A 25,086-nucleotide genomic window follows, 5' to 3' on the forward strand; every position below is an offset into this window, starting at 1 on the left:
CCATAACGAACGGTTAGCCCTCATGCCCCGCAGGGCTCGCCCGGCGCGCGAGGCTTCACGGAGTCTCCCCGGGCCCATTCCACCGCCCGCGTGAGGTCCACCTTGCCCGCGAGCGTGATGAGCCGCTCCACGCTCTCACAATCGTCGAGGTCGATCTCCTCGCCGAGCGGGTCGTTGAGGCGCCAATAATTGGGGAATTTCAGGATCTGCTGGCACTGATAGTGAGCGACGAGGCCGGTGGCGTCCACGACCAGGTCCATGATCTGCTTCCCCCAGTGCGCTTTCCCCCAATCCAGCTCGGCGCCCGGGATGACCTTCAAGTTGATGCCCGTCCCGACGGACAGAAGCCGCAGGTCCTCCATCTTCTTGCCGACCGCCACCGCCTGGGCGACCGCCGCCATCGACGGGTTGTTCGCCACGACGCCGCCGTCGACGTAGCCGCCGTAGGAGGGGAAGTAGGTCGGCGCGGCGCTGCTGCGCAAGGCCACGTCCACGACCGACTCTTCCCCGTCGGTCTTCCCCCCGGGCGGATTGGGGAAGTTATGGAAGAACTTCGCCCTCCATGAGCGGACGGCGGCCGGCTTCCCGTTCACGGCGACGACCTCCGTGCCGTTGAGGTCGACCGCCGCCACGAGGACCTTCCTCAGATCCCGCAACTGCAGCGCTCTGCGCGCCGGAGCGTCGAAAACGGCCTTCAAACGGTCTTTGAGATTCTTGTTCCCGTACTTCGAAGCGGCCCAGCCCCAGCCGCTCCCGATGCCGCCCAGCATCGAACAGCTGAAGATCTCCCTCCCGTGCCGCCGATAGAGCTCGATGAGCTCGCCCGGCTTCTTCCCCGCCGCCAGCCCCAGCGCGAGGATGGCCCCCGTCGAGGTCCCCGCGAAGAGGTCGATGTCGTCAAGGAATCCCGGGACCTCGCGCTCCAGGCGCTCCAGGATCACGGCCGTATAGACCCCGCGGATGCCGCCGCCGTCGAGACTCAGGATGCGATAAGGCATGTCGTCCTCCGTACCTCAAGGAGTCTAGCCCGGCCCCCTCCGCCTGTCCATAACACCCTGTAATCCTCGACGGAGACGCTCGTCCGGGCGGGACAGGCCCGCATGCTAGGATAGGGACATGAAGACACGCGCCTCCCTGCTCGCCTCTCTCGCCCTTCTCTCGTTCCTCGCCGCCGCTTCCGCCGAGGAGCCCCCGAAGTTCAACGAGCCCATCGTCGTCTCGGAGAAGCTCGGCCTCTCCATCGGGAACCTCGACGCGGGCTTCGACATGGGGACGAGCAACGCCGGCCGCTCGGAGTCCCGCTCCTACGCCCTCAACGGCTCGCTCAGCGGCACCTCGAAGATGATCTTCGCGATGCGCCTGCGCCCCGCGCTCACGGTCTCGTACGGCCACGACAACCAGAGCATCAGCAGCCAGGAGCAGATCTCCGACCTCTTCACGCTCGGCGTCAAATCGGAGATCCTCCGCATATTCAACCACCCGCTGGACTGGTTCGGCGTCCCCTACGTCTCCTTCGGCTACCAGCACACCGGACGCTCCATCCGCGGCGACCGCCCCGGCAACCTCAACTTCGACTCCTTGACCTTCGGGGCGGGCATCACGGTCCCCATAAGCGAACGCGTCGGCTACACCCTCGGCTTCAGCACCAACCTCGAGGGCGGCGACCGCCGCACCTCCGCCCTGACCATCGGCCTCAAGTACAAGATCCGCCGCATAAAGGATTAGTCCAGCTACAGCTCCTGAACTCCCCTTCCCGCGAGTTCGCACTATCAACTTCCTTATCGCGTGCGATCGCGGCACACACTTCCCCTCTCCCGCTTGCGGGAGAGGGAGAGGGTGAGGGCGCCGGGGTGCCGCCGAAGGGGAAGGGTACTGCCGTACCGTAACCTGAGTAGCCTCCGGTCACCGCAACCGGTGGGCGGGTGGGTGGAGAAGCCACTTGGAGGTATGCGCCTCGCGTCGCGCATACCTCCAAGTTCCATACCTCACGCCGCAAGTCCGTTCCCCTCTTCTCGCAGCCAAAAGAAAAACCCCCGCCTTCCCGCAGGGGCCTCTCCGCGACTCCGTCCCGCCGATTAACTGTTCGGCGCCGCCGGCTCGGGCTGCCGTATGAAGAAGAACGCCGTCTGCAGGAAGGCCGCGCGGGCCGCGGCGCGGATCTCCTCAACGAGCCTGAGGCCGACGTGCTCCCGCGCGCGCGCCTGCAGCCCCTTGAGGCGGTCGATGGAGGGCTGGAGTCCGTCGGTCAGGTCCTGGAGCTGCGCCAGCCGCATGACCGCCTCGGGAGCGGCGGACCGTACCACGAGATCCTGGATCTTGGGGTCGTTCAAGTCCACCTTCAAGACCGCCTCCAGGGACAGCTCCACGCGGACCGTGTAGCCGTTGTGCGTGAAGAGCACCGGGAAGACCCTCGTGTTGTCGGGTTCGATCGTCCTGAGCTTCGCGACGGTCAGGAACCAGACGCTGAACGCGGATGTGCGGTCCTTGCGCTCGAACTCGTAGAAGCCGCGGTCGTTCTTCTCGTTCTCCTCCACCTCGCCGACGTAGGGGATGGAGTGGTTGGTGTTGCCGTAGCTCTTGGACATGGCCTTGCCCTGCAGGCCCAGCCAGGAGAACTCCATCACGCCGGGCAAAAGCCGGGTCGACATCTCGCGGACGGACTCCGACAGGAAGATCGGCGTGTCGAGGGTCTTGACCAGCGTCTGGACGTCCGCGGGCGCGTCCTCCAGGGAGGAGGCCTTCCACCCCTCCTTGCCGCCCGCATAGACCGCAAGGACCTTGCGGGCGCGGTCGAAGGAGGTTTGCAGGTTGGTCAGGATCTCGTCGGCCTGGAAGGGCGAGTGCAGGTAGCCCGCGTCGGGGCGGCCTTCGGACTTGGGGTACGCCTCGAAGCCGCTGCGGGAGAAGAAGGTCCTCAAGGGCGCGAACTTCGCCGCGTACTTCCCGCGCGCCACGTACGCGTGCAGGAACTCATGGAAGAGCGGCGTGCTCGTGTTGCGCATGAGCGGCCCGAGCTCGTCGCCCATGATCCAACCCTTGTCCGAGTACAGCGCACCGTAGCCCTCGTAGTGGTTGTGGAGCGGGCTCCAGTAGAGGCGCAGGCCCATCTTCCGGAGCACGGCGGCCCAGCGGTTGAGCCGATGGAGACCCTTGGGCGAGACCTCGACCGGCTCGGGATGCTCCATGAGCTCGAGCCCCTCGGCGGCCGCGACCTCGCGCTGGACCCGCTCGAGCTCCGCGTTCTCGAAGGGCGGCTTGCCCCAGGCCTTATGCATCTGCGCGAGCAGCTCGAGGTAGCGCGCGAGGGCGGGGTGGTCCCGGTCGATCGCGAGATTCTTCTCGACGCTGAGGGGCATGATCGGGACGGCCGCGGCCGCGGCCGGCGCCGGCTGAAGCCCCCAGGTCGAAGGCCGCTCGGCCCGCGCGCCGCCGGCCGGGACCGCGACGGCCTCCTCTGCGGAGACGGCGACGCCCGCGTCGACGGCCTGCTTCCAGCTCTCGCCGAGCGAGCGAAGCTTGGCCTCGAGCCGCGCGCGCTTGCGCTCCGAAAGGCCGCGATACGCCGCGTCGACGCCCGAGCGCTGCTCACCCGTGAGCTGAGCCCGGATGAGCGGGTGGCTGAGCGCCGCCAGCCGCCGCTCCGCCGCGGAGGACGCCGCCTTGGCGCCCACGGCCGGGGCCGCAACCGGCGCGGCCGCCTGCTGAAGATAGACCTGCGCCGCGGCGCGCAGTTGCCGGGCCACCGGCTCGACGCGCGCCTGTACGCCCGGCGCGCCCGGTTGGAGCGTGCCCAGATAGGAGAGGACCGGCTTGAGCGCCGCAAGATCGGGTGCCTGGGAACTGAAGAAGCCCGCGACGACCCCGGCCGCCGCCGCCGGGCTCATGGCCGCGCCGACGCTCACCCCGATGCTCGTTCCGGCGCTGACCCCGACGCTGACACCGGCGCTGACCCCCGCGCCGACCGGCACCGCGACCGTCTGCGCGCGCAGACTCGCCCCCGCGCCCAGACAGGCAAGGACCAGTCCCAGCACAAGCCGGTTCAGCTTCATCTCTATGAGGTTAATTGAAATATCGCGCCCGCGAAGGTGCCTTTCGACCCAACCCGAGTGCCCGAAGGACTCCGGGAGACTAGGACTTTCGCTGGCAATGCGCTCCCGCCGGTCACCGCAACCGGCGGGTGGGAGGGGTGGCAACCCCGCGACAGGTGTGCAGCCGCATCGCACACCTGTCGCTATAAGAGAACTCGACTGACCTCAGGCACCGTAAGGCGATTTTCCCCTTGCGCGCGTAGAGTTCCGGGCCTATCCTCAATGAGCACCGGAGGATGATCATGAATCACCCCTCGAACGACATCCTGAAGCGTTCCCTCTCGATCCTCACTTCCCTCTCCCTCGTCCTGGCTCTCCCCGGCCCCGGCTTCTGCCAGGCCGCCGCTGAGAGCGCGGCCGCAGCCGCCGGCGCGAGCGCGGTCGTCGGAGTCTCGGGCCAGGCCGGCGCGGCGGCGACCGTCCCCACGAACCTCAACCTCAACGGACCGACGGCCATGCCGCTCGCTCCGCTCCCGAACCTGACGACCCCCGTCTCGCCCGCCCTGCTCAAGACCGCCGTCCCGACTCCCGTCGCCGCCCCGGCGAAAGCCGCCGCCCAGCCCAAGGGCCGCGGTCTGCGTAAGGCCGCCGGCCTCAAACCCCTCCCGGCAGCCGAGGTCTCGCCCGCGCCGACGGCCGCTTCGAAGGCTGCAGCTCAAGAATCGCTGCGGAAGCTCGGCGCATCCCTCGAAGAGGGGAAGGGCTCGCGCAAAAGCGCCGCCCAAACCTCCGCCGAGCTCGGCACGACCTACGACAACGCCAAGACCCGCCCCGACTCCGACCTCGTCGTGCAGGCCGAGTCCGCGGGGTCGGCCGCGCCCAAGAGCTCGCGCCTGGCCAAGAGCAAGCAGCGCAAGGCGCGCGCGGCGGACGCGGAGGAGCCGCCGGCCCCCGACGCTGAGCCTAAGACCAAGTCCGGCGTCTCCCCCTGGCTCAAGATCGCCGCCATCGGCACCGTCACCCTCGCGGCGGCCGCCGCCGCGTTCTTCTTCATCCCCGAACCGGTCACGGCCCAGTACGTCGCCGGCGGCATCCTGGCCGCCGGCTTCACCGCCCTGGGCGCGATCTACTACCGCTCCGTCCGCCTCAACCGCGAGTGGACCAAGTCCAAAAGCGCGAAGGACATCGCGCGCCTCGACTCCGCCCGCCGTTCGAGCGACGCGGCCATGCTGCGCCTCATCGCCGACGGCGCCTCCGCCCGCCGCGGCCGCATGGAGGAGCGCATCCGCAAAGCCAAGACCGCCCGCTCCGACACGGTCGAGTCCGTGACGAAGGACTCGGTCAAGAAGGCCGAGCGCCTCGTCGCCTACGACGGGCTCATCGTCGCCCGCGGCCGGCTCGGCGAGAACATGGTCTCCAAGGACCCCTACGAGCGCATCGGCGGCGAGCTCCCCGGCACATGGAAAGAGCGGCTCGCCGCCGAGGAAGGCCCGGCCGTCGAGACCGGCTTCGAAGGGAAGCTCGCGCTCCAGCTCAAGGCCATGAGCGCCGAGTCGGTGAAGACCCAGCGCGCCGTCGAGCATGTCCGAGCGGACATCGACGCCTTTGAAAAAGTCGTCCCCTCTCTCTTCGGCGGGGAGCTCGAGAAGAACCTGCTCAAGGCACGCCGGGACCTCGCCTCCGTCCAGAAGACCGAGCTCGACGCCGAGAAGGGCCTGTTCACGCGGACCAACGAGGACATGCGCGGGCGGGTCAGCGACCGCCTCTACTCCGAGCGCGCCGACTTCAAGAGCCATCGCGACCGCTACGACCGCCTGCACGCGCTCCATGAACAAAAGGTCGCGCCGGTCGTCGGCATCGCCGAGGGCATCCGCCGCTCCCTCGACGACGCCCTCTCGAACCTGCACAGCGAGCAGATGAACCTCGCCCTCGCCGCGGCGAACACCCATGTCGCCGTGACCAAGTACCGCACCGTGAGCGACGGCAAAGGCGGCAGCCGGTCCGAGAGCTACATCGAGTACGAGGACCACAGCTTCATGTACCGCGCCCTCGCCGCCTCCGCCGCCTCATCCGCCTCCTCGAACATCTCGGAGGCCAACTCCGCGCTCAAGCGCCTGCCCGACCTCGTCTCGGCGCTGGCCGCCGACGAGACCATGAAGTCCGAAGGCCTGGTCCCCTCGCTCCCCTCCAAGGACCGGGATTCCGTCAGCGGGAACATGGGCGGCGCGCTCGACTTCTTCCTCCCCCCGCTCTTCGGGCTCTTCTCCAGTCTGAGCTCGGAGTCTTCCGTCTCCTCCGCCCTGAACGCCTTCCACCCCGTCCTCTCAAAACTCACCGCCCTGCAGGAGACCGTCGGCAAGCGCACCGACGACGAGTCCGGCTGGGTCAACGAACAGATCTCCAAGGACCTCGAAGAGCAGATGAGCCGGGTGAAGTAGTCGCCGTTCCGAAAGACGTTACAGCTACCGGGACGCGCACCCGGCGGGCGGGTGGGTTGAGTTGCCACTTGGAGGTATGCGCCTCGCGTCGCGCATACCTCCAAGTTCCAGACCCCACGCAATCGAGGATCACTCTCGCTACAGTTCCTTATCTCCCCTTCCTGCGGGAAGGGGCAGGGGAAGGGGGCATAGAAAAGCCCCCGCCGTATGTGGCGAGGGCTTCAGCGTCGAGTTAGTTCAATTAGTTAAGTGCCAGGCACCGTTAGGCGAGTGGCAGAAGGAGCAGGAGAATCAATAGGATATCGCCCATGCCGGACCCGATCGACAGCCCCCGACCGTCCTGGCGCGAGTTCCTTCGATTCGCCGTCATCGCCGTCGGCATCACGCTGATTCCGCATTACGCGCTGCTCCTCGAGCAGGTACGGCGGCTCAAGGGTTTCGGCAACGTCGTTCTGCTGGGCGGCGCGGCGGCATCCTATGTTCTTTGGTGCGCCGCCATCATCGCCCTCGGCTTCTGGGCGAAGAAGCTGCAGGGATCCTGGAAAGCGCTGGGGGTCGCGCTCCCCACGAGTTGGCGAGAAGTCCTTGGGATCGGCGGAGGCTGTGGTGTCTTCTCGTTCGGGATTTCCCATCTCTTCGTCCTCGCCATGCATGGGGGCGTCGCCCTGGCGCGGCTTTCCATCGTCCCGTCGGTCCTTGGCCGCGGGGTCATCTCCACGGTCCTGCTGGCGTTCTGGGAAGAGTTCCTCTACCGCGGGGTGCTCTACGGCCTCGCTCAGCGCTTCAGCAGTCGAAGGACCGCCGCCATCCTCAGTTCCCTCATATTCGCTCTGACGCATCCACCGTCCGTGTGGCCCGTCGTCTTCATCAGCAGCCTCATCTACTGCCACGTGTACGATCACACGAAGTCGATCTGCGGGCCGGGCCTTTCCCACTCGATCCACAACATCCTCATCGATCTCATAAAGTCGGCGTGAAAGCCGCGCCCCCCACAAACACAAGAGGCCCCCGCAAGGGGGCCTTTCGTTTCCCCACCCCGACGCCCTAATTAACGACGTACTCCGTCAGCTTCGGCTGCGGATGCCGCTCGATCTCCCAATAGTGCCAGTAGGAGCAGCCGTATTGGATCACGTCCTTCGTGTAGCCGAGCAGGATCGGCGTCGAGGGACAGGAGAGATGCGTGCAGCGCCTCATCACCGGGCCGCAGGTGAAGAGGTCCGTGAACTCGGCCAGCGCATCGTTCGCCACCGCCTCGGGCCCCTGGATGAGGAGCTTGATCCTCGCCCCACGGCCGTGTGGGTGAAGATGTCGTGGCGGGTCAGGAAGTCCTCCCCCACCGCCATGAGCGTGATGAGGTGGAGCTGCATCACGTCGCGCGCGTTCGCCTTGAACTCGCCGCAGGCGTACTCGATGTGCGCCGGAAAGCGCCGCGCCGTCCCCGCGATGAGCCCCGCCGTCCGTATCCCCACGCGCCACTTAAGCACGAATTCCCGCTCCAGCGTCAGATACCGCACCATGGCAGATAGTATTGGTCCGGAAGCGCCGGGATTCAATAGAAGGATCACGCCAATTTCAGTCCCTTATCTCCCCTTCCTGCGAGTTCGCACTATTAGTTTCCTTACCGAGTGCGATCGCGGCACTATCAGGGCTGGGGTGCCGCCGAAGGGGCAGGGGTAGGGGGCACCATCACAGGCACCATAAGCCGTATAGGACTCGAACCTACAACCCTCCCGTTACCAGCGCGATCAAGTGTTGTGCCCTGAGCAGCCGCGGCGCCCCGTTGCGGCGGGCGGGTGGGCGGTGGCGCCTGGCAGTAGGTTCGGCACTATCAGCCTTCCCCCAGTGCCGAACCTACTGCCGCCAAACCCGGCGCCTTCATCCAAAACAAAAGCCCCCGCCTTCCTCGGCAGGGGCTCTCGCGTCGAGTTAGTTCAATTAGTTAAGTGCCAGGCACCGTAAGGCAGACACCGTCAGGCCATCGTCAGGATGTTTCATTATCACGAATATCTTGAATATATGCACTGCCGAACTGCGTGATTGCGAGGAGCATTATGAGGAACAAGCAGAGCGCATATATAGTTATGAAGCCTAGGACGAGAAAGTGCCAACCTTTCCAGGCAGCTGGTTTCCATAGCTGCACAATCAACACAAGGACGATCAACAACCAATGCCACATGGCTGTCCAACTAAAGATGAAAAGCAAATCACTATAAGCATTGAGATCGGCTTTCTTTGCTTTCAGTTTCGAATTGGCCAACTTCCGTGCGAATCTTGGATTGGGGATGTTAATAACTATCGATATGGCCGCAACGCAAAATCCAAATGAAATTGTGGCATAGGTGAGTAGAGCCGAAATCATTGCATCGAGCTTTGCCAAATCCAATAGCCCGAGATGAGACGCACAACGAACCCCAATGCCACCTAATATGCTCACAAGAATCTCGACAGAGAAAATTATCGATCGAATATGCCGCCAGACATCAATTTTAAAGTACTGCCAGAGACTCTTAAGCATCGCTCCCTCGCGCCTGATGCGTGTCCAGGAATTCCTCCATCTTCGAAAAAATATCTCCGCGGTCTACTTGATGCCCCGCCCCAAGTCGCACATATACCCGCTGATGCCTTATAAAATTTCCCAAAGATATTGTTGTAGCAGATGCCTCCCCCTCTCGAACCCCATACACACGAGCACCTTTCAGGACACTCAATCCCTCTCGGGCTAGATCCTTTATGTACTGAATAACGCCCGCTGTTTTCGAGAGAGAGGCTGAACGTGCGGCAGAAACAACCACCTCAATTTTTTCCCCTTCTGAGTCCGCTCCGATCGCCGTAAGATTGTTGAAATGATCATTCCAGTCGAGGTTGGGCCGCGCAATCTTGAGACTCGCCATTCTAACGCGCTCAAACCGCTCGATGGCGGCAAGAAAACTCTCATCAGCCTGGGGATTCAGCTCTACGGTCACACCTCGATATTTTTCGATCCGGCGCAGAAGCTGTTCAAGTGCTTCCCCGATCCGCTCCGCCTTTGCTCCCTTGTGATTGTATTCAATGACTGCGAGGCGCTTTGCGGCATCGAATATGCAGTGCGTCTTATGAGCAAGAACCTCCTCCTCTTTTAATCTGCCGACCCGATCTCGAGCAGTGAGTGTATTGAAAATCAATGGGAATTCGCCTGGCTCACCCTCATGTGCAATAATGCGCGCTTTCTGCCCTTGCATTACAAATTCTGATATCCCCAACAACCTATTCTTTCCAACATCAATGATTCGGCTCTGCGCTGACATGGAACCGACAGCCGCTATTGTTTCCTGGTAATCTGTTTTCCCCTGGGGAAGTCTAATGTGGAGTGCAAATAACTGAATATTTCTAGTGGTGTTTCTCATCTGACCTCTACATGATGGGATATGAATCCCTCGAAAGCATGTTGAGCCAGCATAAAGTATCAGCACCCTCCAGTCCATAACAAGGTGTTATATTGAGCATCGTTGATGCTGAATCTTCTTAAGGTCCAGTACAGCGCGTCATGTTACGAACACACGCCCTTGCCTCTAGCGAAGCACCGCTCGCTGCCGTATACTCTGCCTGAGCGAACCTCTATGCGATATTGGTGGGTCAGCCAAAACAAAACGTACCGCCAAGAAGTTGGCGGCGGCCTCATGTGGGCGCCTAAACGTCGCACAGATGGGACCCGCTACGTGTTCTATGACAACATGCGCGAAGTCTCCCCTGGCGACGTAATTTTCTCTTTCTGCCACAGCAAGATTGCAGCCGTCGGAATCGCGATATCTCCGGCCTACGACTGCATAATGCCCGAAGATTTCCCCCTCAAAGGACATCGATGGGATCAGCATGGTTGGCGAATCGATGTTAAGTTCATTGAGCTTCGCAATCGAGTATGCCCCCGCGAGCACATCAGCCTTCTTGCCCCTCTTCTTCCCCCAAAGAACTCCCCGTTACAGCAAAGTGGCCGTGGCAACATGAGTTACCTTTTTTCTATATCACGGCAACTTGCTGAAGTCCTCGGGGGCCTCATCGGGGAAGAGGCACAGATGATATTGCTAGGCACAGCCGCGGAACTCGCGCGAAACGCACTCCCGACCATTCCCAAGCAGGCGCCAGTCAAAGAATGGGAAGACCATCTCCAAGACGAGATCCAACACGATGCAAAGCTGAAGGCAACCGAGAAGAAGGCTCTAGTTACGGCTCGTGTTGGACAGGGGATCTTTAAGGCGAATGTTCAGGCGATCGAGGATTCTTGCCGGATTACTGGAGTCCGGAACCTCAACCATCTTATCGGCAGCCACATTAAGCCCTGGCGCCACAGTGACAATCAGGAACGCCTCGATGGGGAGAACGGCCTGCTCCTTACACCTTCCATCGACCATCTCTTCGATAAGGGGCACATCAGCTTTAAGGACACCGGCGCGCTACTCATTTCCCCCATCGCCGACCGTGAGTCACTCGCAAAGATGGGAGTTCGAGATGAAAATTCGGTGATTGTGAAGCCCTTCACTCACATCCAGCAACGGCGTCTCGAATTCCACCGAGACGCCATTTTTCTTCGACGCGCGCAGTAGCACCCTCCCCGATCCACAAAGAAGAAGCCCCCGCCATGCATGGCAGGGGCTCTCGTTTCAAGTTAGTTCAATTAGTTAAGTGCCAGGCACCGTCAGGCTAAGCTGGTCCCGGGGTCGAGTTGAGAGGAACTCCCTGGTCGACGCGCGCCGCGGGTGCCATAGGGAGCCCGTTTCGGGGCAGAGTTGACAAAAATGGTCTAGTCGACCGACGCCTGATTCTCGTCGACGAGTCATGTCGACAACCGCGGTCGACAGCTAGAAGTGCGTTATATTGCGCAGATTGGGTCTGGGTGTGAAGAATTTCTGTCAACTTGACCGAAAGACCCTTGCGAGTTGACAATAACTAATCTATCCTAGGGATGGAAGCGCCACCACCCCGAACTGTCGCAAGCCAATGCGGCGTTCCGCAAGGATAGGGGTGGTGGCATCATTTTGGCCAGAGTTGGACATTCTTTTCCTTCCGCCGAATCAGGTCCCGGTAGACTTCCTTGTCTGGTTTGTTGTTAGCAAAACTCCTATGGATTGCACCAACAACCATGTCCGCCAATTGAATCAGATAGTTGTTGTGCGATGACTGCATCTTCACGTTTCTAATCGCCCCATCGTCGGTATTTCGTCTGAGATAGTTGCCAAGCTGTCTCTTGAATTCACGTGACCCACTGCCATCGATGACAACGATTGCATCTCTCAAGTGAGTTCCAGCGTTCTGAAAAACATACTTACATACGCACTTATAAAACGACTCCTTAAACTTGAACCCTTCCCCGCGAAGTTTTTTCTTCTGTATCGTGATCCCGAAATAGCAGAACGGGTATGGGACTACTGCTCTGAAAAAAGCTTCCCTTTTGTCCCTGGAGAGTTTGCTGAACTTGAACTCATCCTTTGGGTGTAGTCCCAGTTCCTCCTTCAGTAGCCCGATTCTCTGATCACAAGCGTTTGCTTTTTCGTAATCCTCAAATATGACGAGAGCGACAACAAAGAACTCACTAGAGCCCTCGGCCATTTTCAGGCCGGTATCGCCACTCTCGTCAATAAACACAAGCACAGCATCATTCTACCAAAGTCCCGCTCGGGCTCTTAAATCCCACGCCCTCTCCGCGACTGCACTCGGATGGCGTTGCTCTTTAATCCAGCAGGCCGACTATTCCACTGAGCCCAGTAAGTTGACCCCGGGCCCCGTGCCGGAAGAGACCTTAGAGAAGATCCTCGCTGTCAGTCTCCCCGGGCACGTCCAAATTACTTAATATCCATGCATGGCCGAAGCAAAAGAGATCGAGCGGGCCGAGCTCCATAAGACCATCTGGCGCATCGCCAACGACCTGCGCGGCAGCGTGGACGGCTGGGACTTCAAGACCTATGTGCTCGGCATACTGTTCTACCGTTTCATTTCGGAGAACCTGGCCGGTTACCTCAACGAGCAGGAGCGTAAGGCCGGCCACAGGAACTTCGATTATGTCGCCTTAAGCGACAAAGACGCCAAGCGCGGCCGCGAGGCGACCATCGCCGAGAAAGGCTTCTACATCTTTCCTTCCCAGCTTTTCGCCAACGTGCGCAAGCGCGCCCGCCAAGACGCAAACCTCAATGAGACGCTCTCCAAGATCTTCAAGGCCATCGAAGGTTCGGCGCAAGGCACCGACAGCGAGGACGACCTCAAAGGTCTCTTTGACGACCTGGACGTCAACAGCGCCAAGCTCGGCCACACGGTGGCCAAGCGCAACGAGAAGCTGGTCAAGCTTCTAGATGCCATCGGCGACCTGCCGCTGGGCTCCGTCTCAGGCGCCAGCATCGACCTGTTCGGCGATGCCTACGAATACCTCATGCAGATGTATGCTTCCACCGCCGGCAAGTCCGGCGGCGAGTTCTACACCCCGCAGGAGGTCTCGGAACTTCTGGCCCGCATCACCGTTGCCGGCAAGACCTCGGTCAACAAGGTCTACGACCCAGCCTGCGGCTCAGGCTCGCTTCTGCTGAAATTCTCCAAGGTGCTGGGGCCAGGCAAGGTCCGCCAGGGCTTCTTCGGCCAGGAAGTCAACCTCACCACCTACAACCTCTGCCGCATCAACATGTTCCTGCACGACATCGGCTACGAGAAGTTCGACATCGCCCACGGCGACACGCTGACCGATCCTGCGCACATGGACGACGAGCCTTTCGAGGCCATCGTTTCAAACCCCCCATATTCAATCAAGTGGGCCGGCGACTCCAACCCAATCCTCATCAACGACTCGCGCTTCGCCCCCGCCGGCGTGCTGGCGCCCAAGAGCAGGGCCGACCTTGCCTTCACCATGCACATCTTGAGCTGGCTCGCCACGGATGGCACGGCGGCCATCGTCGAGTTCCCGGGCGTACTCTATCGCGGCGGCGCGGAGCAGAAAATCCGGCAATACCTCATCGACAACAACTACATCGACGCCGTTATCCAGCTCCCGCCCGACCTCTTCTTCGGCACCACTATCGCCACCTGCGTCATCGTGCTCAAGAAATCCAAGCGCGACAGCAAAATTCTTTTCATCGACGCCTCCGCCGAGCTCATCCGCGTCGGCAACAAGAATAAGCTGACCGACAAGAACCGCGAGAAGATCCTGGACGCCTTTATCTCGCGCAAGAATGCCGCCCACTTCGCCAAGCTGGTAAACAACAAGGCCATCGAGGAGAACGACTACAATATCTCTGTCTCTTCATACGTCGAGCAGAAGGACACGCGCGAAGCCGTTGACATCAAGGCGTTGAATGCCAGCATTGTGCACATCGTAAAGCGCCAGACCGAGCTCCGCACACAAATAGACGCCATTGTCGCCGATTTAGAAGGCGGTCGAGTGTGAGCCACATCGGCAAGCTCATCGCCAAGCTCTGCCCGAAGGGCATGAAATTCAAGGCCATCGGAGAGATTGCGGAGTGTTTCGCCGGTGCGACACCGGCATCTGGAGTGCTTACCTACTGGGAAAACGGAACTATCCCCTGGATGAGCTCGGGTGAAGTCAACAAGGGAACAGTTTATGACACCGACAAGAAAATAACTCAGGCCGCCTACGACTCCTGCAGCACAAAGATGGTGCCCCCCAATGCTGTCGTCATCGCCCTGGCGGGGCAAGGCAAGACTCGGGGGATGGTCGCCAGAACTCGCCTCGCGCTCTGCACAAATCAATCGCTATGCTCAATTATCTGCAGCGACTCAATGAGCAGCGATTTCCTTTACCATTACCTGCAGACCCAGTACCAGCAACTGCGCAGCGTGTCGTCTGGCGCTGGCGCACGCGGCGGTTTGAACCTGCAAATGATTCGCGTCTATCGCGTCCCCGTCCCTCCCCTTGAGATCCAGCATGAAATCGTGAGAGCTCTTAATATCTTTACGGAGCTGGAAGCGGAGCTGGAAGCGGAGCTGGAAGCGGAGCTGGAAGCGAGACGGCAGCAGTACAGACACTACCGCGATTCTCTCTTGACCTTCGACGCTATGAGAGAGAGAGAGAGAGAGAGAGAGACCGTAAGATGGGCGACGCTGGGTGAGGTTGGAGAATTCAGGCGAGGGCGACGATTCACGAACAAGGATTTCGTCGAGTCAGGAATTGGATGCATCCATTACGGAGAGATTTACACTCATTACGGCTTGTCTGCCCAGCGAACCAAATCATTTGTGCGCTCCGAATTAGGACCAACTCTTCGTATGGCTAAGACAGGTGATTTAGTGATTGCCGGAACAGGGGAAAACACCACGGACATCGGCAAGGCGGTCGCCTGGCTAGGCAAGAATGATGTCGCTGTTCACGATGATTGCTATATCTTCAGCCATTCGCTGAACCCAAAGTATATGGCTTATTTTTTCCAGTCAACTTCTTTCAGTAAGCAAAAGGTCAAATTTGCTGCGGGCGCGAAAATGATTCGCATCTCTAGCGAGGGGCTACAGAAGATTCACATCCCCGTTCCACCCCTTGCCGAGCAAGCTCGCATCGTGGCCATCCTCGACAAGTTCGACGCGCTCACCAATGACCTGGCCCATGGTCTGCACGCCGAGATCGCTACGCGACGCAAGCAGTACGAGCATTACCGCGACCGCCTGCTAACCTTCGAGGCTGCCGCGTGAGCGAACGAGCTCCCCGCTACAGCCCCATCGCGCTTTCCGATGAGAGCACCGTCGTCGCTGAATTCATCCCCGAATCCCAGGTCCGCGAGAAGGCTTACCAAGGCGAGGCCGCCTTGGAAGAGGATTTTATTGAACGCCTTGCGGCTCAAGGCTACGAATACTTACCCATCAAGAGCGAGAACGATCTGATCGCCAACCTGCGTGAACAGCTTGAGGAGCTCAACGACATCAAGTTCACCAGCAATGAATGGGAACGTTTCTTCAAGGAAAAGATCGCCGGGGCCAACGACGGCATCATCGAGAAGACCGCGCGTATCCAGGAAGACCACGTCCAAATCCTGAAGCGCGACGACAGCAGCGTCAAAAACATCTACCTACTCAACAAGGAACGCATCCACGAAAACCGCCTCCAAGTCATCAACCAGTACGGGGCGGAAGGCAAGCGCAAGAACCGCTACGACGCAACCATCTTGGTCAACGGCCTGCCGCTGGTCCATGTCGAGCTCAAGAGGAGGGGCGTAGATATCCGAGAAGCCTTCAATCAGATAGACCGCTACCAGCGCGACAGCTTCTGGTCGGGCTCCGGCCTCTTCGAGTATGTCCAACTCTTCGTCATCAGCAATGGAACGCTCACCAAGTATTACAGCAACACCGTGCGCGACGGCCACCTGGCAGAACTGCGCCGCTCGCGTTTTCGCAAAAAGACCTCAAACAGCTTCGCCTTCACGAGTTGGTGGGCCGACGCGCGTAACAAGCCGATAACGGAGTTGCCCCACTTCACCAAGACCTTCTTCGCCAAGCACGCCCTGCTCAATATCCTGACCAGGTATTGCGTCTTCGACTCTGAGCGCAAGCTCCTGGTCATGCGCCCCTACCAGATCGCCGCCACCGAGCGCATTTTACAACGCATCGCCATCTCCACAAATCACAAGAAGCTCGGCACGACGGACGCGGGCGGCTATGTGTGGCATACCACGGGCTCGGGCAAGACCTTGACGAGCTTCAAGACGGCGCGTCTTGCCAGCCGCCTGGAGGGCCTCGACAAGGTGCTCTTCGTGGTGGACCGCAAGGACCTGGACTACCAGACCATGAAGGAGTACGACCGTTTCGAGAAGGGCGCGGCCGACTCCAACGCCTCGACGGCTGTCTTACAGCGTCAGCTTGGGGACCCGAACGCCCGGATCATTATCACCACGATCCAGAAACTCAGCCGCTTCGTCTCCGGATATAAGAAACACCCGGTTTACGACGAGCACATAGTCATCATCTTTGACGAGTGCCACCGAAGCCAATTCGGCGACATGCACGCCGAGATCACCAAGGTCTTCAAGCGCTACCACCTCTTCGGGTTCACCGGCACGCCCATCTTTGCCGAGAACGCCCGTTCAGGGGGCAGCCAGCGCCTGCGCACCACCCAGCAGGCCTTCGGCGACGGTCTGCACACCTACACCATCGTCGACGCCATCAACGACAAGAATGTCCTACCCTTCCGCATTGATTTCATCAACACCATCAAGGCCGCCCCAGTCATCAAGGCCAAGAGGGTCCCGGCGATAGACACGGAGACGGCCCTGATCTCGCCCAAACGCGTGGAGCAGGTTGTGGCCTACATCCGCGAGCATTTCGAGCAGAAGACCAAGCGTGGGTTCAACTCTTTGTTTGCCACCGCGTCCATCGAGGCCGCAAAGCGCTACTACGCCGAGTTCAAGAAGCAGCAAGAGGCGTGCCCCAAGGGCCGGCGACTCAAGGTGGGCCTAATCTACAGTTTCGCCGCCAACGAGGAGACCCCCGACGGCCTGCTGGGCGAAGAAGAATTCGAAACTGCCGGCTTGGACAAAAGTTCCCGCGATTTCTTGGACGACGCAATCAAGGATTACAACGCACTGTTTAGCACGAACTTCGACACCGCCGAAAGGTTCCAGAACTACTACAAGGATCTCTCCCAGCGGCTTAAAAACCGCGATCTGGACATTGTCATCGTGGTCAACATGTTCCTGACAGGCTTTGACGCCACCACGCTCAACACCCTTTGGGCGGATAAGAACCTACGCGCGCACGGGTTGATCCAAGCCTACTCGCGCACCAATCGAATCTTAAACTCCGTCAAAACCTACGGTAACATCGTCACCTTCCGCGATTTGGAGCAGTCAACCAACGACGCCTTGGCCTTGTTTGGCAACAAGGACGCCACGGGCATCATTCTTCTTAAGCCCTACGCCGAGTATCACGCTGAATACGCGAAGCTCATCGCCGAGCTCGCCCAAAGCTTCCCCGTCGGCCAAGCCATTCCCGGCGAAACTGCCAAGAAGGACTTCGTCAAGCTCTTCGGCAAAATCCTTCGCGTGCGCAATATCCTCGTGGCCTTCGACGAGTTCGCGGGCGACGCTACGCTTTCCGAACGCGATTTACAGGACTACCAGAGCCTCTACTTGAACATACACGCGGAGCTGCGCGGCGCGGCCCAAGCCGACAAGGAACCCATCAATGACGACCTTGTCTTCGAACTCGAGCTCGTCAAGCAAGTCGAAGTTAACGTCGATTACATCCTAATGCTCGTCGAGAAGTACCTGAAGGCGAAGGGAGAAGACGCTAAGGCAGAAATCCGCGCCAGCATCGGGCGCTCCGTTGACTCAAGCCCCTCCCTGCGCGATAAGAAGGACCTCATCGAGCAGTTCGTGGACTCCGTCACCACGGCCAAGGCCATGGGCAATGCCTGGACCGCATTTATCGCCGCCAAAAGGGAGATGGAACTTGCGCGCATCATCTCTGAGGAAGGCCTGGACGCAAAGAAAACGAAAGCCTTCATCGAGGATGCCTTTCGCGACGGCGCCATCCCGACGACGGGCGTCGCCATCACAAAAATCCTTCCACCCGCTTCCCGCTTCTCACCTGACGACGCCCACGCGACCAAGAAACGAGCGGTTCTAAACCGCCTGCTCGTCTTCTTTACACGTTACTTCGGTCTCGGCACGTAAAGACCTAATAAGGGGCAGCTCGCCGGGAAACCTCAACTCCAGCCCCCCTTCGGAATCCATCGTGGCACCGCACCCTTAAAGGCTCGATAATCATCGCCAAAGCGCGCTTCGAGTCCCTTTTCTTCTATGAGCGGGATGTAGAAAAGGTTCATCACGATGAATGTCACCATCCACCCACCCACCACCCACGACCCCGCAAAAATCGCCTCCGCCAACTGCACCACAAACACGCTGATGATCATCGGATTCCTGACGTACCGATAAGGCCCTCTCACCACAAACTTCTTCGGCGGATCCCACGGCGCCGCCGTCCCTTCCCCAAACTTCACGAAGAGCCCGACGGTCCAGGCGGAGAGCGCCATGCCGAGGAGGGCGATGAGTGCCGCAAGGAAGAAGCGCGGCTCGCCCGGCCTCGCGAAGCTGTACGACCAGAAACTGGTAGCGAGGCCGTCGAGCCCCTCACCCCCCACCCCTCTCCCGACGTGGCGGGAGAGGGGTGAGAAGAGGAGGAGGCCGGGGACCAGGACGAGGACGTTGAAGGGGAGGATGAGGATGGCTAACAACCAACGAAGAATCAGGGGCATGGGCGGATTGTAGCACTCGTGATGGTGTGGGGTATCGGTCGGCCGGTTCGTCACAGGTCGAACACTAATAGTGACGAACCAGCCTCCGGAATACCCGGGCCCACCCACCCTCTGTCGCACCCCGCGCAACGGCGCGGGGCGGAAGCCCTCGCGAGTGAGGGAGTTTGCTCGCTCGGGTGCTCGCCATGGGGGGTTCCCCCCTCTGGCGCCTTCGGGCCGCGGTTCGCGGCCCAGGATGGCTGTCACCCTCCGCTAAGGTGCGGCGGGCCATGCCGCCGCAGACTTATAGTTACGGGAACCGGCGGCGGCTGAGGTTGCGGCTCCCAGAGGGGATAACAGCTGGGGGGGCCGTTGACAGGGCGGATTTTCGGGTCAATAATTCAATTTATGGGAGCGATAAACCTCGTTTTGGCGCTAGCGGTAGCGGCCTCGGCGCAGGGACCGACGGCCGATGAAGCGAAGAACATCCAGACCCAGGCGAAGGTGCGCACCGCGCTGATCGCCTGCATGAAAGTGGGCTCGATCCCGGAGGGGCGCAAGGACTGCGCGCGCACCCTCGAAGCGGTCAAGGCGCTGGCCAAGACCCGGGACCTGAGCGAGCAGGCGGCGGCACTCAAGAAGGTGAGCGGCTTCATCGCCTCCCTGAAGGATCCCCCCGAAGAGAAGGGCGCGGCCGAGCGCGAGAAGGCGTTCGACGCGCTCGCCGAGCTCCTGCCGGTGAAGGGCCTCAAGAGCGCGTACGCGAAGTACTTCCCCCCGCCGTCGGCCCCCGCCGGGAAGGACGGAGCCGCGGGCGCCGGCGCGTCCGCCGCGGCCGGCCCGCTGGGCCCTGAGAAGTCGAAGGCCATCGGCGAGAGGATGAACGCGATGGGCAAGGCGCTCTCTCCGGAGAGGAAGGACGAGGTCCTGCCCGGCGCGGCGCCGGCGTGGGCGGCGGCCGCGCGCGACATGCACAAGATCTGGACGGCGCGCAACCCGAAGACGGCGGACCCGGAGCTCAGCGCGTTCGCGGCCAAGAACCTCCACGAACACGGCATCCCCTGGCGGCTCGCGCTGGCCAACTGGGACTATGCGTCGAGCCTCAAGCCGTGGATGAAGCTCACGGTCGGCGACATGACGGCCGAGGGCCTCACTGACGCGAACTGGGGCTTCTGCCGTGACCATCCGGAGGCGGTGCGCGCGCTGCTCGGCCGCGAGCCCAAGCGCTCGGACATGATGAACCCGCGCGCGAGCATCCTCTGGTGGATCGCCGAGTACGAGGTCGAGAAGCGCAAGCTCGGCGGCGACGCCGACCCGTGGACCATCGTGGGCTCCATCTTCCTGCCCTCCGATCCGCACGGCAAGCGCGTCGCGCAGGAGCAGCGGCGCTGGAAGAAGGTCGCCGACCAGCACGCGCGCATCGTCCCCCCCGAAGGCTCCTAGCATGAACGCGGGCGGGCGGGCGTGACGCTCCGACTGACGCTCGCGTTCCTCATGCTCCTGCTCCCTCCGCTCACGCGCGGTGCGGGCGGGCTCGACGGTTACTCGGACGATCAGCTCCACGACCTGCTCAACGAGAACGCCGACCTCATCAGCCAGAACCGGGACATGCCGAAAGCGGAGCGCGAGAGCCGGCTCGCCCGGGTGAAGGACTGCCTGGCCGAACTCAAGGCCCGCGCGGGCGAGGAGGACGGCGGCGGCGAGACGCCCCCGGGCAAGCCGCCCGCGCATCCCGGCGAGGCGGCGAAAGTCGCGACGCTCTTCCCGGACTCGGTCGAAGCGCAGGTGACGGCGGCCCAGGAGGCGGCGCACTCCCAGGACCCGCAGTCCGCGGCACCCTACATCCAGCGCGCCCTGGCGCTCGACCCTAACAACCCTCAGGCCAACAAGCTGGCCGCCCAGAAGGCGCTGGCCGAAGGCGACAACGCGGCCGCGGCCAAGCACGCGAACGCGGCGCTCAAGTCCGACCCGAACGACGCGAAGGCGCTCTCGCTGAGCGCGCTGGCGAAGAACGCGGCCGGCGACAAAGCGGGCGCGCTCGCCGACGCGAAGCGGGCCCTCGGGGCCGACCCGAAGGACAAGACGGCCCTCGCGCTGGCGAACCTGCTCGACCCCCGGGGCGTCGCCAAGGGCGTTGGGAACATCAAAGCCCCGGACTTCGGCCGGACGCGGGAGCCGGGCGCGCTGCCCGGCGGCGCGGCGGAGCGGGGACGGCCGCCAGGCGCGAAGCCGTCGCCGGAGCGCGGACCGGCGGCCCCGCCTCCCCGCGAAGCGGTCCCCGCCCGCGACCCGGGACCGCCCATCGGACGCAGCGCCCCCGAGAAGGCGGCCTTCTTCCTCAACGACGCGCTCACGCGCCTGGGCATGAAGGACTACGCGGGCGCGGCGAGCGCGGCGGGCATGGCCATCGAGAACGGCGCGCCGGGAGCGGGGCCCTACGTCCTGCGCGGCAAGGCGAACGAGGCGATGGGCAAACACGAGGAGGCGGTCAAGGACGAGACCGCCGCGCTCGAGAAGGAGCTCGACGCCTCGCTCGAGGCGCTCGTCCAGCGCGCCTGGGCGCAGATCGGCCGCGAGGAGACGGGCGAGGCGCAGAAGGACGCCGCTTCCGCGCTCAAGATGAACCCGGGCTCGGAGCGGGCGCGGGCCGTGCAGGAGCGCGCGAACGCCACGCCGGGCCGGGGAGCCCCGGCGGACGCGAGCGCGACCGACCTGCCCGCGCTGCCCGCCTACACCGGAGGGATCGGGGCGGACTCGATCGCGTTCACGCGACGGGCCCAGGCGAAGCTCGCCGTGGGCGACGCCTCGGCCGCGCTCAAGCTCGCCGACCTCGCCCTGCAGGCCGACCAGAAGAACTACCTCGCCTACATCGTGCGCGCCGCCGCCCACCGGCTCGACGGACGCTTCGACCTGGCGGTGAAGGACTCGACGCGGGCGCTGTGGCTCCAGCCGCTGGCCACCGAGGCCCTGCTCACCCGCTCGCTCGCGCATCTCCAGCTCAAGGAGTGGAAGCAGGCGGAGGAGGACGCCTCCGCGGCCATCCGGCTCGACCCGAACCGGGCGGAGGCGTACAAGCAGCGCGCGCTCGCGCGCCGCGAGCTGGGCGACCTCAACGGGATGAAGGAGGATTTCGCCAGGGCCGCCGAGCTCGAGAAGGGCCCTCCCCCCGAGCGCTCGCTCTGGGGTTCGCGGCTCCTGCGCGTCGCGCTGGGCTTCGGCGGCGCCCTGCTCGCCTTCGGCGTGCTGAGCCTGCTGCTCAAGCTGAAGACCTAATCAAGGCGCGTGGCATATCCCGTGCCTGCGCATGGAACTTCCAGCGCCCACGACCCGTAATCCATGGTGAGGGGGGCGCCATGAACAAGGATATCGAAGCCGTCGAGCTCGGGCAGAAGATCTATCTCATCCGCGGGCAGAAGGTCATGTTGGACTATGACCTGGCCGAACTCTATGGTGTCAGCACATGGAATCTGACCCGGGCCGTGCAGCGCAACCCTCAGCGCTTCCCGGAGGACTTCTCATTTCAATTGAGGGCCGCTGAAACCCTGAACTTGACCCGCCAATTTGGCGGGTCAAGTTCCAAGTCTAGCGGCGGCTGGGGTGGACGACGGCGTCCCCCCTACGCCTTCACCGAGCAAGGCGTCGCCATGCTCTCCAGCGTGCTTCGCAGCGAGCGGGCAGTCTTGGTCAATGTCTCCATCATGAGGGCTTTCGTGCGTCTGCGCGACATTCTCTCGCTCCACAAGGAATTGGCCGCGCAGCTGCGCGAGCTCGAGCGCAAGGTCGTCGGGCACGACGCGCGCATCATGGAGATCTTCGCCGTCATCAAGCGGCTCATGGCGGAGCCCAGGAAGGCTGCGCCGAAGATAGGCTTCAAGCCGAATTGATGGTGTGGGGTCTGGCGGCAGCAGGTTCAGCTCAGGTTGAAGGCCAATAGAGCTGAACCTGCTGCCCAGCTCCACCACCCCCCCGCCCACCAGTGACGCAACCCGGTAGCCGCAGCGGTCCCGACTCCGACTACTTCGCTTTTACTACGGGATACCCTGCATCGGACCAGGCGCGGAGGCCGCCTCTGAGGTTGGAGACGTTCGTCCAGCCGGAGCGCTGGAGCAGCATGCTCGCGCTGGCGGAGCGGCCGCCGGAGGCGCAGTAGACGAGGAGCGGCGCGTCCTTCTTGTCGCCGAGCTGGCCGAGGCGGTTCTCGAGCTCGGGCAGGGGGATGAGCTTGGCGCCCTGGATGTAGCCATCGGCGAACTCGCCGGGGTTGCGCACGTCGAGGATGAGCGCGCCGGGGGTCTCGATGAGCTTCATGGCCGCGGCGGGGTCGACTTCCTTGAAGCCGCCGCTCTGGCGGAGGAAGATGAAGGCGGTGGCGGCGAGGAGGAGGACGACGGCGAGGATGTTGAGCTTGGCGTTCATCGTCTCTCCGCCAGCTCTTGCTCGACTTCGAACTCGAGGATCTTCTTGCGCACGGTCTCGGCGTCGGGCGAGTCGAGCGCGGCGGCGAGGTAGAGCTTGAGGCTCGCGATGGCGCCGGCGTAGTCACCGGTCTTGCCGAGCGCGAGGCCGAGGTTGAAGTAGCTGTCGGCCCACCAGGGCGCGAGCAGGATCGACGCGTTGAGCTCCGCGACGACAAGCTCGTAATCGCGGAACTCCTGGGCTTTCTTGAGGAAGATGAGGGCGCGGTCGAAGTGCCTGCGGGCCTCCTCGGAGAGCGCGGGCGCGGCGGGCAGGGTCCGGACGTAGGCGATGAGCGCGGCTTTGAGGTCGTAGTCCTTCCCCGTGCCGAGCGGACAGGTGGCGAGCGCGACGGAGTACTGCTTCAGGACCTCGTCGCTCTTGCCGGCGGCCTTGGCCTCGTCGGCGGCCTTGAGCGCGGCCTCGATGGCGGGCAGGCGGGCGGCGACGGCGGCCTCGGCCTCTCGCTGGGCGCGCTTGCGCTGCCAGCGGGCCTTGCGAAGCTCGGGCGGGACCTTGCCGGCCCGCTCGATGAGCTCCATGGTCGAGGCGTGTCCCCCCTGCTTGGCCCATCGCTCGGCGCTCCAGATCTTCTCCCCGTAGCCGAAGGTGCGGGTCACATCGAGACCGTGATCGATGAAGAGCTCGAGCACCTTGCGGTTGTCGACGTCCGCCGCGGAACCCGTCAGCGCCCCCCTCAGCACGTAGCCGCTATAGGGGTCGAAACCGGCGTCCAGCAGGGCCTCGAGGGTCTCCGCGATCGGGCAGTTCGCGCGCCGGAGGGCTTGGTCGACGTTGCCGTACCAGCTCGCCCAGAAGCCGCCGCACTCCCCGTTGTTGGGGTCCGCGCCCTGGGCGAGGAGCGCGCGGGTCTTCGCCGCGTTGCAGTTCCCGACGGCCGAACAAAGCGAGCTGTTGAGCGAGGCCTTGCTGGGCGCTCGCTGCTGGGCGGCGCAGGGGAGGGCGAGGGCGAGGGTCAGGGCGGCGCGGAAGAGGGTGGGCATGGGCGGATTGTAACACGATTGGAGGCGTGGGGTCTGGAACTTGGAGGTATGCGCGACGCGAGGCGCATACCTCCAAGTGGCGCCTCGACCCACCCGCCCACCATCTGTCGCACCCCGCGCAACGGCGCGGGGCTGAAGCCCTCGCGAGAGAGGGAGTTTGCTCGCTCGGGTCCTCCCCAAGGGGGCTGGCGCGGACCCCACCCGAGAGGCCACAGCACCGCAGTGGGAGGGGCCGCCGGCCCCTCCCCTACCCCTATGGCGCCGTCGGGACGCTCGCGCGTCCCAGGACGGCTGTTACCCCTTCGCGGCGACTTCGTGCGTGAGCAGGCGCATGAAGGCGGCGAGGGTGCGCAGGGACGGCGCGCTCGAGGAACGGAGCATCTTGTGGACGGCCTGGCGCGAGACGTGGAGCGTCTGCGCGGCTCGCGAGCGGTTGAGCACGCGCAGGTGGGCGCGATAGACGTCCAGGACGGCCTCGAGGTCCCCCTCGCGCAGGGCCTGGAGGATGGCCTTCTGGACGAAGGCGGGGTCGCTCAGGGTGCGGGCGGGGTCGTAGGGACGCGAGCGCGCCCCGGCCCCCAGCTTACGGAGCTTCCCGTTCGAGGATCCGGCGCGCGTGTGAGATGTCCCTGTCCTGTCCATTCTTACTGCCTCCCAGCAGCATGAGGGCCGCGGCCTCGTCGCCGCCATCGACCAGAGCGAAGTAGACCCTTCGTCCGTTGCGCCAGCGCAATTCGAGGAGGTCGTCCCCGAGCCGCTTCATGTCGCCGAAGTGGTCGGAGCTCTGGAGCCGGTCCAGCCGATCGTCCACCTGGGCCCGCTCGCGGGCATTCAGACCGTCGAGCCAGTCCTCGAATTCCGGCGTTATGCGGATATCCATAGTGTAAACTATAGTTTACATACTGTCAAGAGGCAGCGCGCGACTCGATCGGCCAAGCGAGGGCCTTGAATGGGTTACGGGCGGAGGG

22 protein-coding genes are annotated in these 25,086 nt (G+C 62.8%); 10 read left to right on the forward strand and 12 right to left on the reverse strand.

Annotation, left to right across the window (positions count from 1 at the left end; all coding sequences use genetic code 11):
• Positions 1–20: 20 nt before the first annotated feature.
• On the reverse strand, positions 21–998 hold the full coding sequence (locus WC969_08255; GenBank protein MFA6029830.1) for a patatin-like phospholipase family protein: 978 nt from the start codon (positions 996–998) through the stop codon (positions 21–23).
• A gap of 118 nt (positions 999–1,116) precedes the next feature.
• Here WC969_08255 and WC969_08260 point away from each other — a divergent pair, with 118 nt between their 5' ends.
• Complete coding sequence (locus WC969_08260; GenBank protein ID MFA6029831.1) at positions 1,117–1,725, forward strand: hypothetical protein; 609 nt, start codon at positions 1,117–1,119, stop codon at positions 1,723–1,725.
• Positions 1,726–2,075: 350 nt separating this feature from the next.
• Here the strand turns inward: WC969_08260 and WC969_08265 are convergent, their stop codons facing one another.
• Positions 2,076–4,049 carry a hypothetical protein gene (locus WC969_08265; protein MFA6029832.1) on the reverse strand — a complete coding sequence of 658 codons (1,974 nt, stop codon included), beginning with the start codon at positions 4,047–4,049 and terminating at the stop codon, positions 2,076–2,078.
• A gap of 281 nt (positions 4,050–4,330) precedes the next feature.
• On the opposite strand from WC969_08265, the gene WC969_08270 reads away from it, so the two are divergent.
• Entirely contained in the window at positions 4,331–6,466 is a 2,136-nt protein-coding gene (locus tag WC969_08270) for a hypothetical protein (protein ID MFA6029833.1), read from the forward strand.
• Between the two features lie 308 nt (positions 6,467–6,774).
• Positions 6,775–7,443 carry a type II CAAX endopeptidase family protein gene (locus WC969_08275; protein MFA6029834.1) on the forward strand — a complete coding sequence of 223 codons (669 nt, stop codon included), beginning with the start codon at positions 6,775–6,777 and terminating at the stop codon, positions 7,441–7,443.
• Positions 7,444–7,510: 67 nt separating this feature from the next.
• Here the strand turns inward: WC969_08275 and WC969_08280 are convergent, their stop codons facing one another.
• From WC969_08280 to WC969_08295, 4 genes are all read right to left on the reverse strand, one after another.
• Positions 7,511–7,663, reverse strand: a complete 153-nt coding sequence (locus tag WC969_08280) for a hypothetical protein (protein ID MFA6029835.1) — start codon at positions 7,661–7,663, stop codon at positions 7,511–7,513.
• Positions 7,660–7,983, reverse strand: a complete 324-nt coding sequence (locus WC969_08285) for a hypothetical protein (GenBank protein ID MFA6029836.1) — start codon at positions 7,981–7,983, stop codon at positions 7,660–7,662. The genes WC969_08280 and WC969_08285 overlap by 4 nt, the downstream gene beginning before the upstream one ends.
• Before the next feature lie 464 nt (positions 7,984–8,447).
• Positions 8,448–8,981 carry a hypothetical protein gene (locus WC969_08290; GenBank protein ID MFA6029837.1) on the reverse strand — a complete coding sequence of 178 codons (534 nt, stop codon included), beginning with the start codon at positions 8,979–8,981 and terminating at the stop codon, positions 8,448–8,450.
• Positions 8,974–9,849, reverse strand: a complete 876-nt coding sequence (locus tag WC969_08295) for a hypothetical protein (GenBank protein MFA6029838.1) — start codon at positions 9,847–9,849, stop codon at positions 8,974–8,976. The genes WC969_08290 and WC969_08295 overlap by 8 nt, the downstream gene beginning before the upstream one ends.
• A gap of 105 nt (positions 9,850–9,954) precedes the next feature.
• Between WC969_08295 and WC969_08300 the strand changes: the two genes are divergently transcribed.
• Positions 9,955–11,043, forward strand: a complete 1,089-nt coding sequence (locus WC969_08300) for an HNH endonuclease (GenBank protein MFA6029839.1) — start codon at positions 9,955–9,957, stop codon at positions 11,041–11,043.
• 427 nt (positions 11,044–11,470) lie between these two features.
• Here WC969_08300 and WC969_08305 read toward each other — a convergent pair whose 3' ends face one another.
• A complete protein-coding gene (locus WC969_08305; protein ID MFA6029840.1) occupies positions 11,471–12,088 on the reverse strand; it encodes a DUF3800 domain-containing protein in 618 nt (205 codons plus the stop codon).
• A 208-nt stretch (positions 12,089–12,296) separates the two neighbouring features.
• Between WC969_08305 and WC969_08310 the strand changes: the two genes are divergently transcribed.
• Genes WC969_08310 through WC969_08320 form a run of 3 tightly spaced genes read left to right on the forward strand, consistent with a single transcriptional unit; the run spans position 12,297 to position 18,096 of the window.
• Positions 12,297–13,865: a type I restriction-modification system subunit M gene (locus tag WC969_08310; GenBank protein ID MFA6029841.1), complete on the forward strand. Its 1,569-nt coding sequence runs from the start codon at positions 12,297–12,299 to the stop codon at positions 13,863–13,865.
• The gene (locus WC969_08315; GenBank protein MFA6029842.1) at positions 13,862–15,121 is read left to right on the forward strand and encodes a restriction endonuclease subunit S; all 1,260 of its coding nucleotides are present in this window, start codon (positions 13,862–13,864) and stop codon (positions 15,119–15,121) included. The genes WC969_08310 and WC969_08315 overlap by 4 nt, the downstream gene beginning before the upstream one ends.
• Positions 15,118–18,096 (forward strand): type I restriction endonuclease subunit R, encoded by a 2,979-nt coding sequence (locus tag WC969_08320; GenBank protein MFA6029843.1) that lies wholly within the window; start codon positions 15,118–15,120, stop codon positions 18,094–18,096. The genes WC969_08315 and WC969_08320 overlap by 4 nt, the downstream gene beginning before the upstream one ends.
• A 32-nt stretch (positions 18,097–18,128) precedes the next feature.
• Here the strand turns inward: WC969_08320 and WC969_08325 are convergent, their stop codons facing one another.
• Positions 18,129–18,680, reverse strand: a complete 552-nt coding sequence (locus tag WC969_08325; GenBank protein ID MFA6029844.1) for a methyltransferase — start codon at positions 18,678–18,680, stop codon at positions 18,129–18,131.
• A 408-nt stretch (positions 18,681–19,088) separates the two neighbouring features.
• On the opposite strand from WC969_08325, the gene WC969_08330 reads away from it, so the two are divergent.
• The 3 genes from WC969_08330 to WC969_08340 all read left to right on the forward strand — a co-directional run bounded on the left by WC969_08330 (position 19,089) and on the right by WC969_08340 (position 22,543).
• On the forward strand, positions 19,089–20,102 hold the full coding sequence (locus WC969_08330; GenBank protein MFA6029845.1) for a hypothetical protein: 1,014 nt from the start codon (positions 19,089–19,091) through the stop codon (positions 20,100–20,102).
• A 21-nt stretch (positions 20,103–20,123) separates the two neighbouring features.
• On the forward strand, positions 20,124–21,932 hold the full coding sequence (locus WC969_08335; protein MFA6029846.1) for a hypothetical protein: 1,809 nt from the start codon (positions 20,124–20,126) through the stop codon (positions 21,930–21,932).
• A gap of 80 nt (positions 21,933–22,012) precedes the next feature.
• A complete protein-coding gene (locus WC969_08340; GenBank protein ID MFA6029847.1) occupies positions 22,013–22,543 on the forward strand; it encodes an ORF6N domain-containing protein in 531 nt (176 codons plus the stop codon).
• 130 nt (positions 22,544–22,673) lie between these two features.
• Here WC969_08340 and WC969_08345 read toward each other — a convergent pair whose 3' ends face one another.
• From WC969_08345 to WC969_08360, 4 genes are all read right to left on the reverse strand, one after another.
• Entirely contained in the window at positions 22,674–23,075 is a 402-nt protein-coding gene (locus WC969_08345; GenBank protein ID MFA6029848.1) for a rhodanese-like domain-containing protein, read from the reverse strand.
• Positions 23,072–24,118 carry a tetratricopeptide repeat protein gene (locus WC969_08350; protein MFA6029849.1) on the reverse strand — a complete coding sequence of 349 codons (1,047 nt, stop codon included), beginning with the start codon at positions 24,116–24,118 and terminating at the stop codon, positions 23,072–23,074. The genes WC969_08345 and WC969_08350 overlap by 4 nt, the downstream gene beginning before the upstream one ends.
• 294 nt (positions 24,119–24,412) lie before the next feature.
• Positions 24,413–24,760: a hypothetical protein gene (locus WC969_08355; GenBank protein ID MFA6029850.1), complete on the reverse strand. Its 348-nt coding sequence runs from the start codon at positions 24,758–24,760 to the stop codon at positions 24,413–24,415.
• Positions 24,702–24,998: a type II toxin-antitoxin system RelE/ParE family toxin gene (locus WC969_08360; protein ID MFA6029851.1), complete on the reverse strand. Its 297-nt coding sequence runs from the start codon at positions 24,996–24,998 to the stop codon at positions 24,702–24,704. The genes WC969_08355 and WC969_08360 overlap by 59 nt, the downstream gene beginning before the upstream one ends.
• Positions 24,999–25,086: the final 88 nt, after the last annotated feature.

The organism is Elusimicrobiota bacterium (assembly GCA_041660925.1).
GTDB lineage: Bacteria > Elusimicrobiota > Elusimicrobia > UBA1565 > UBA1565 > JBAZUV01.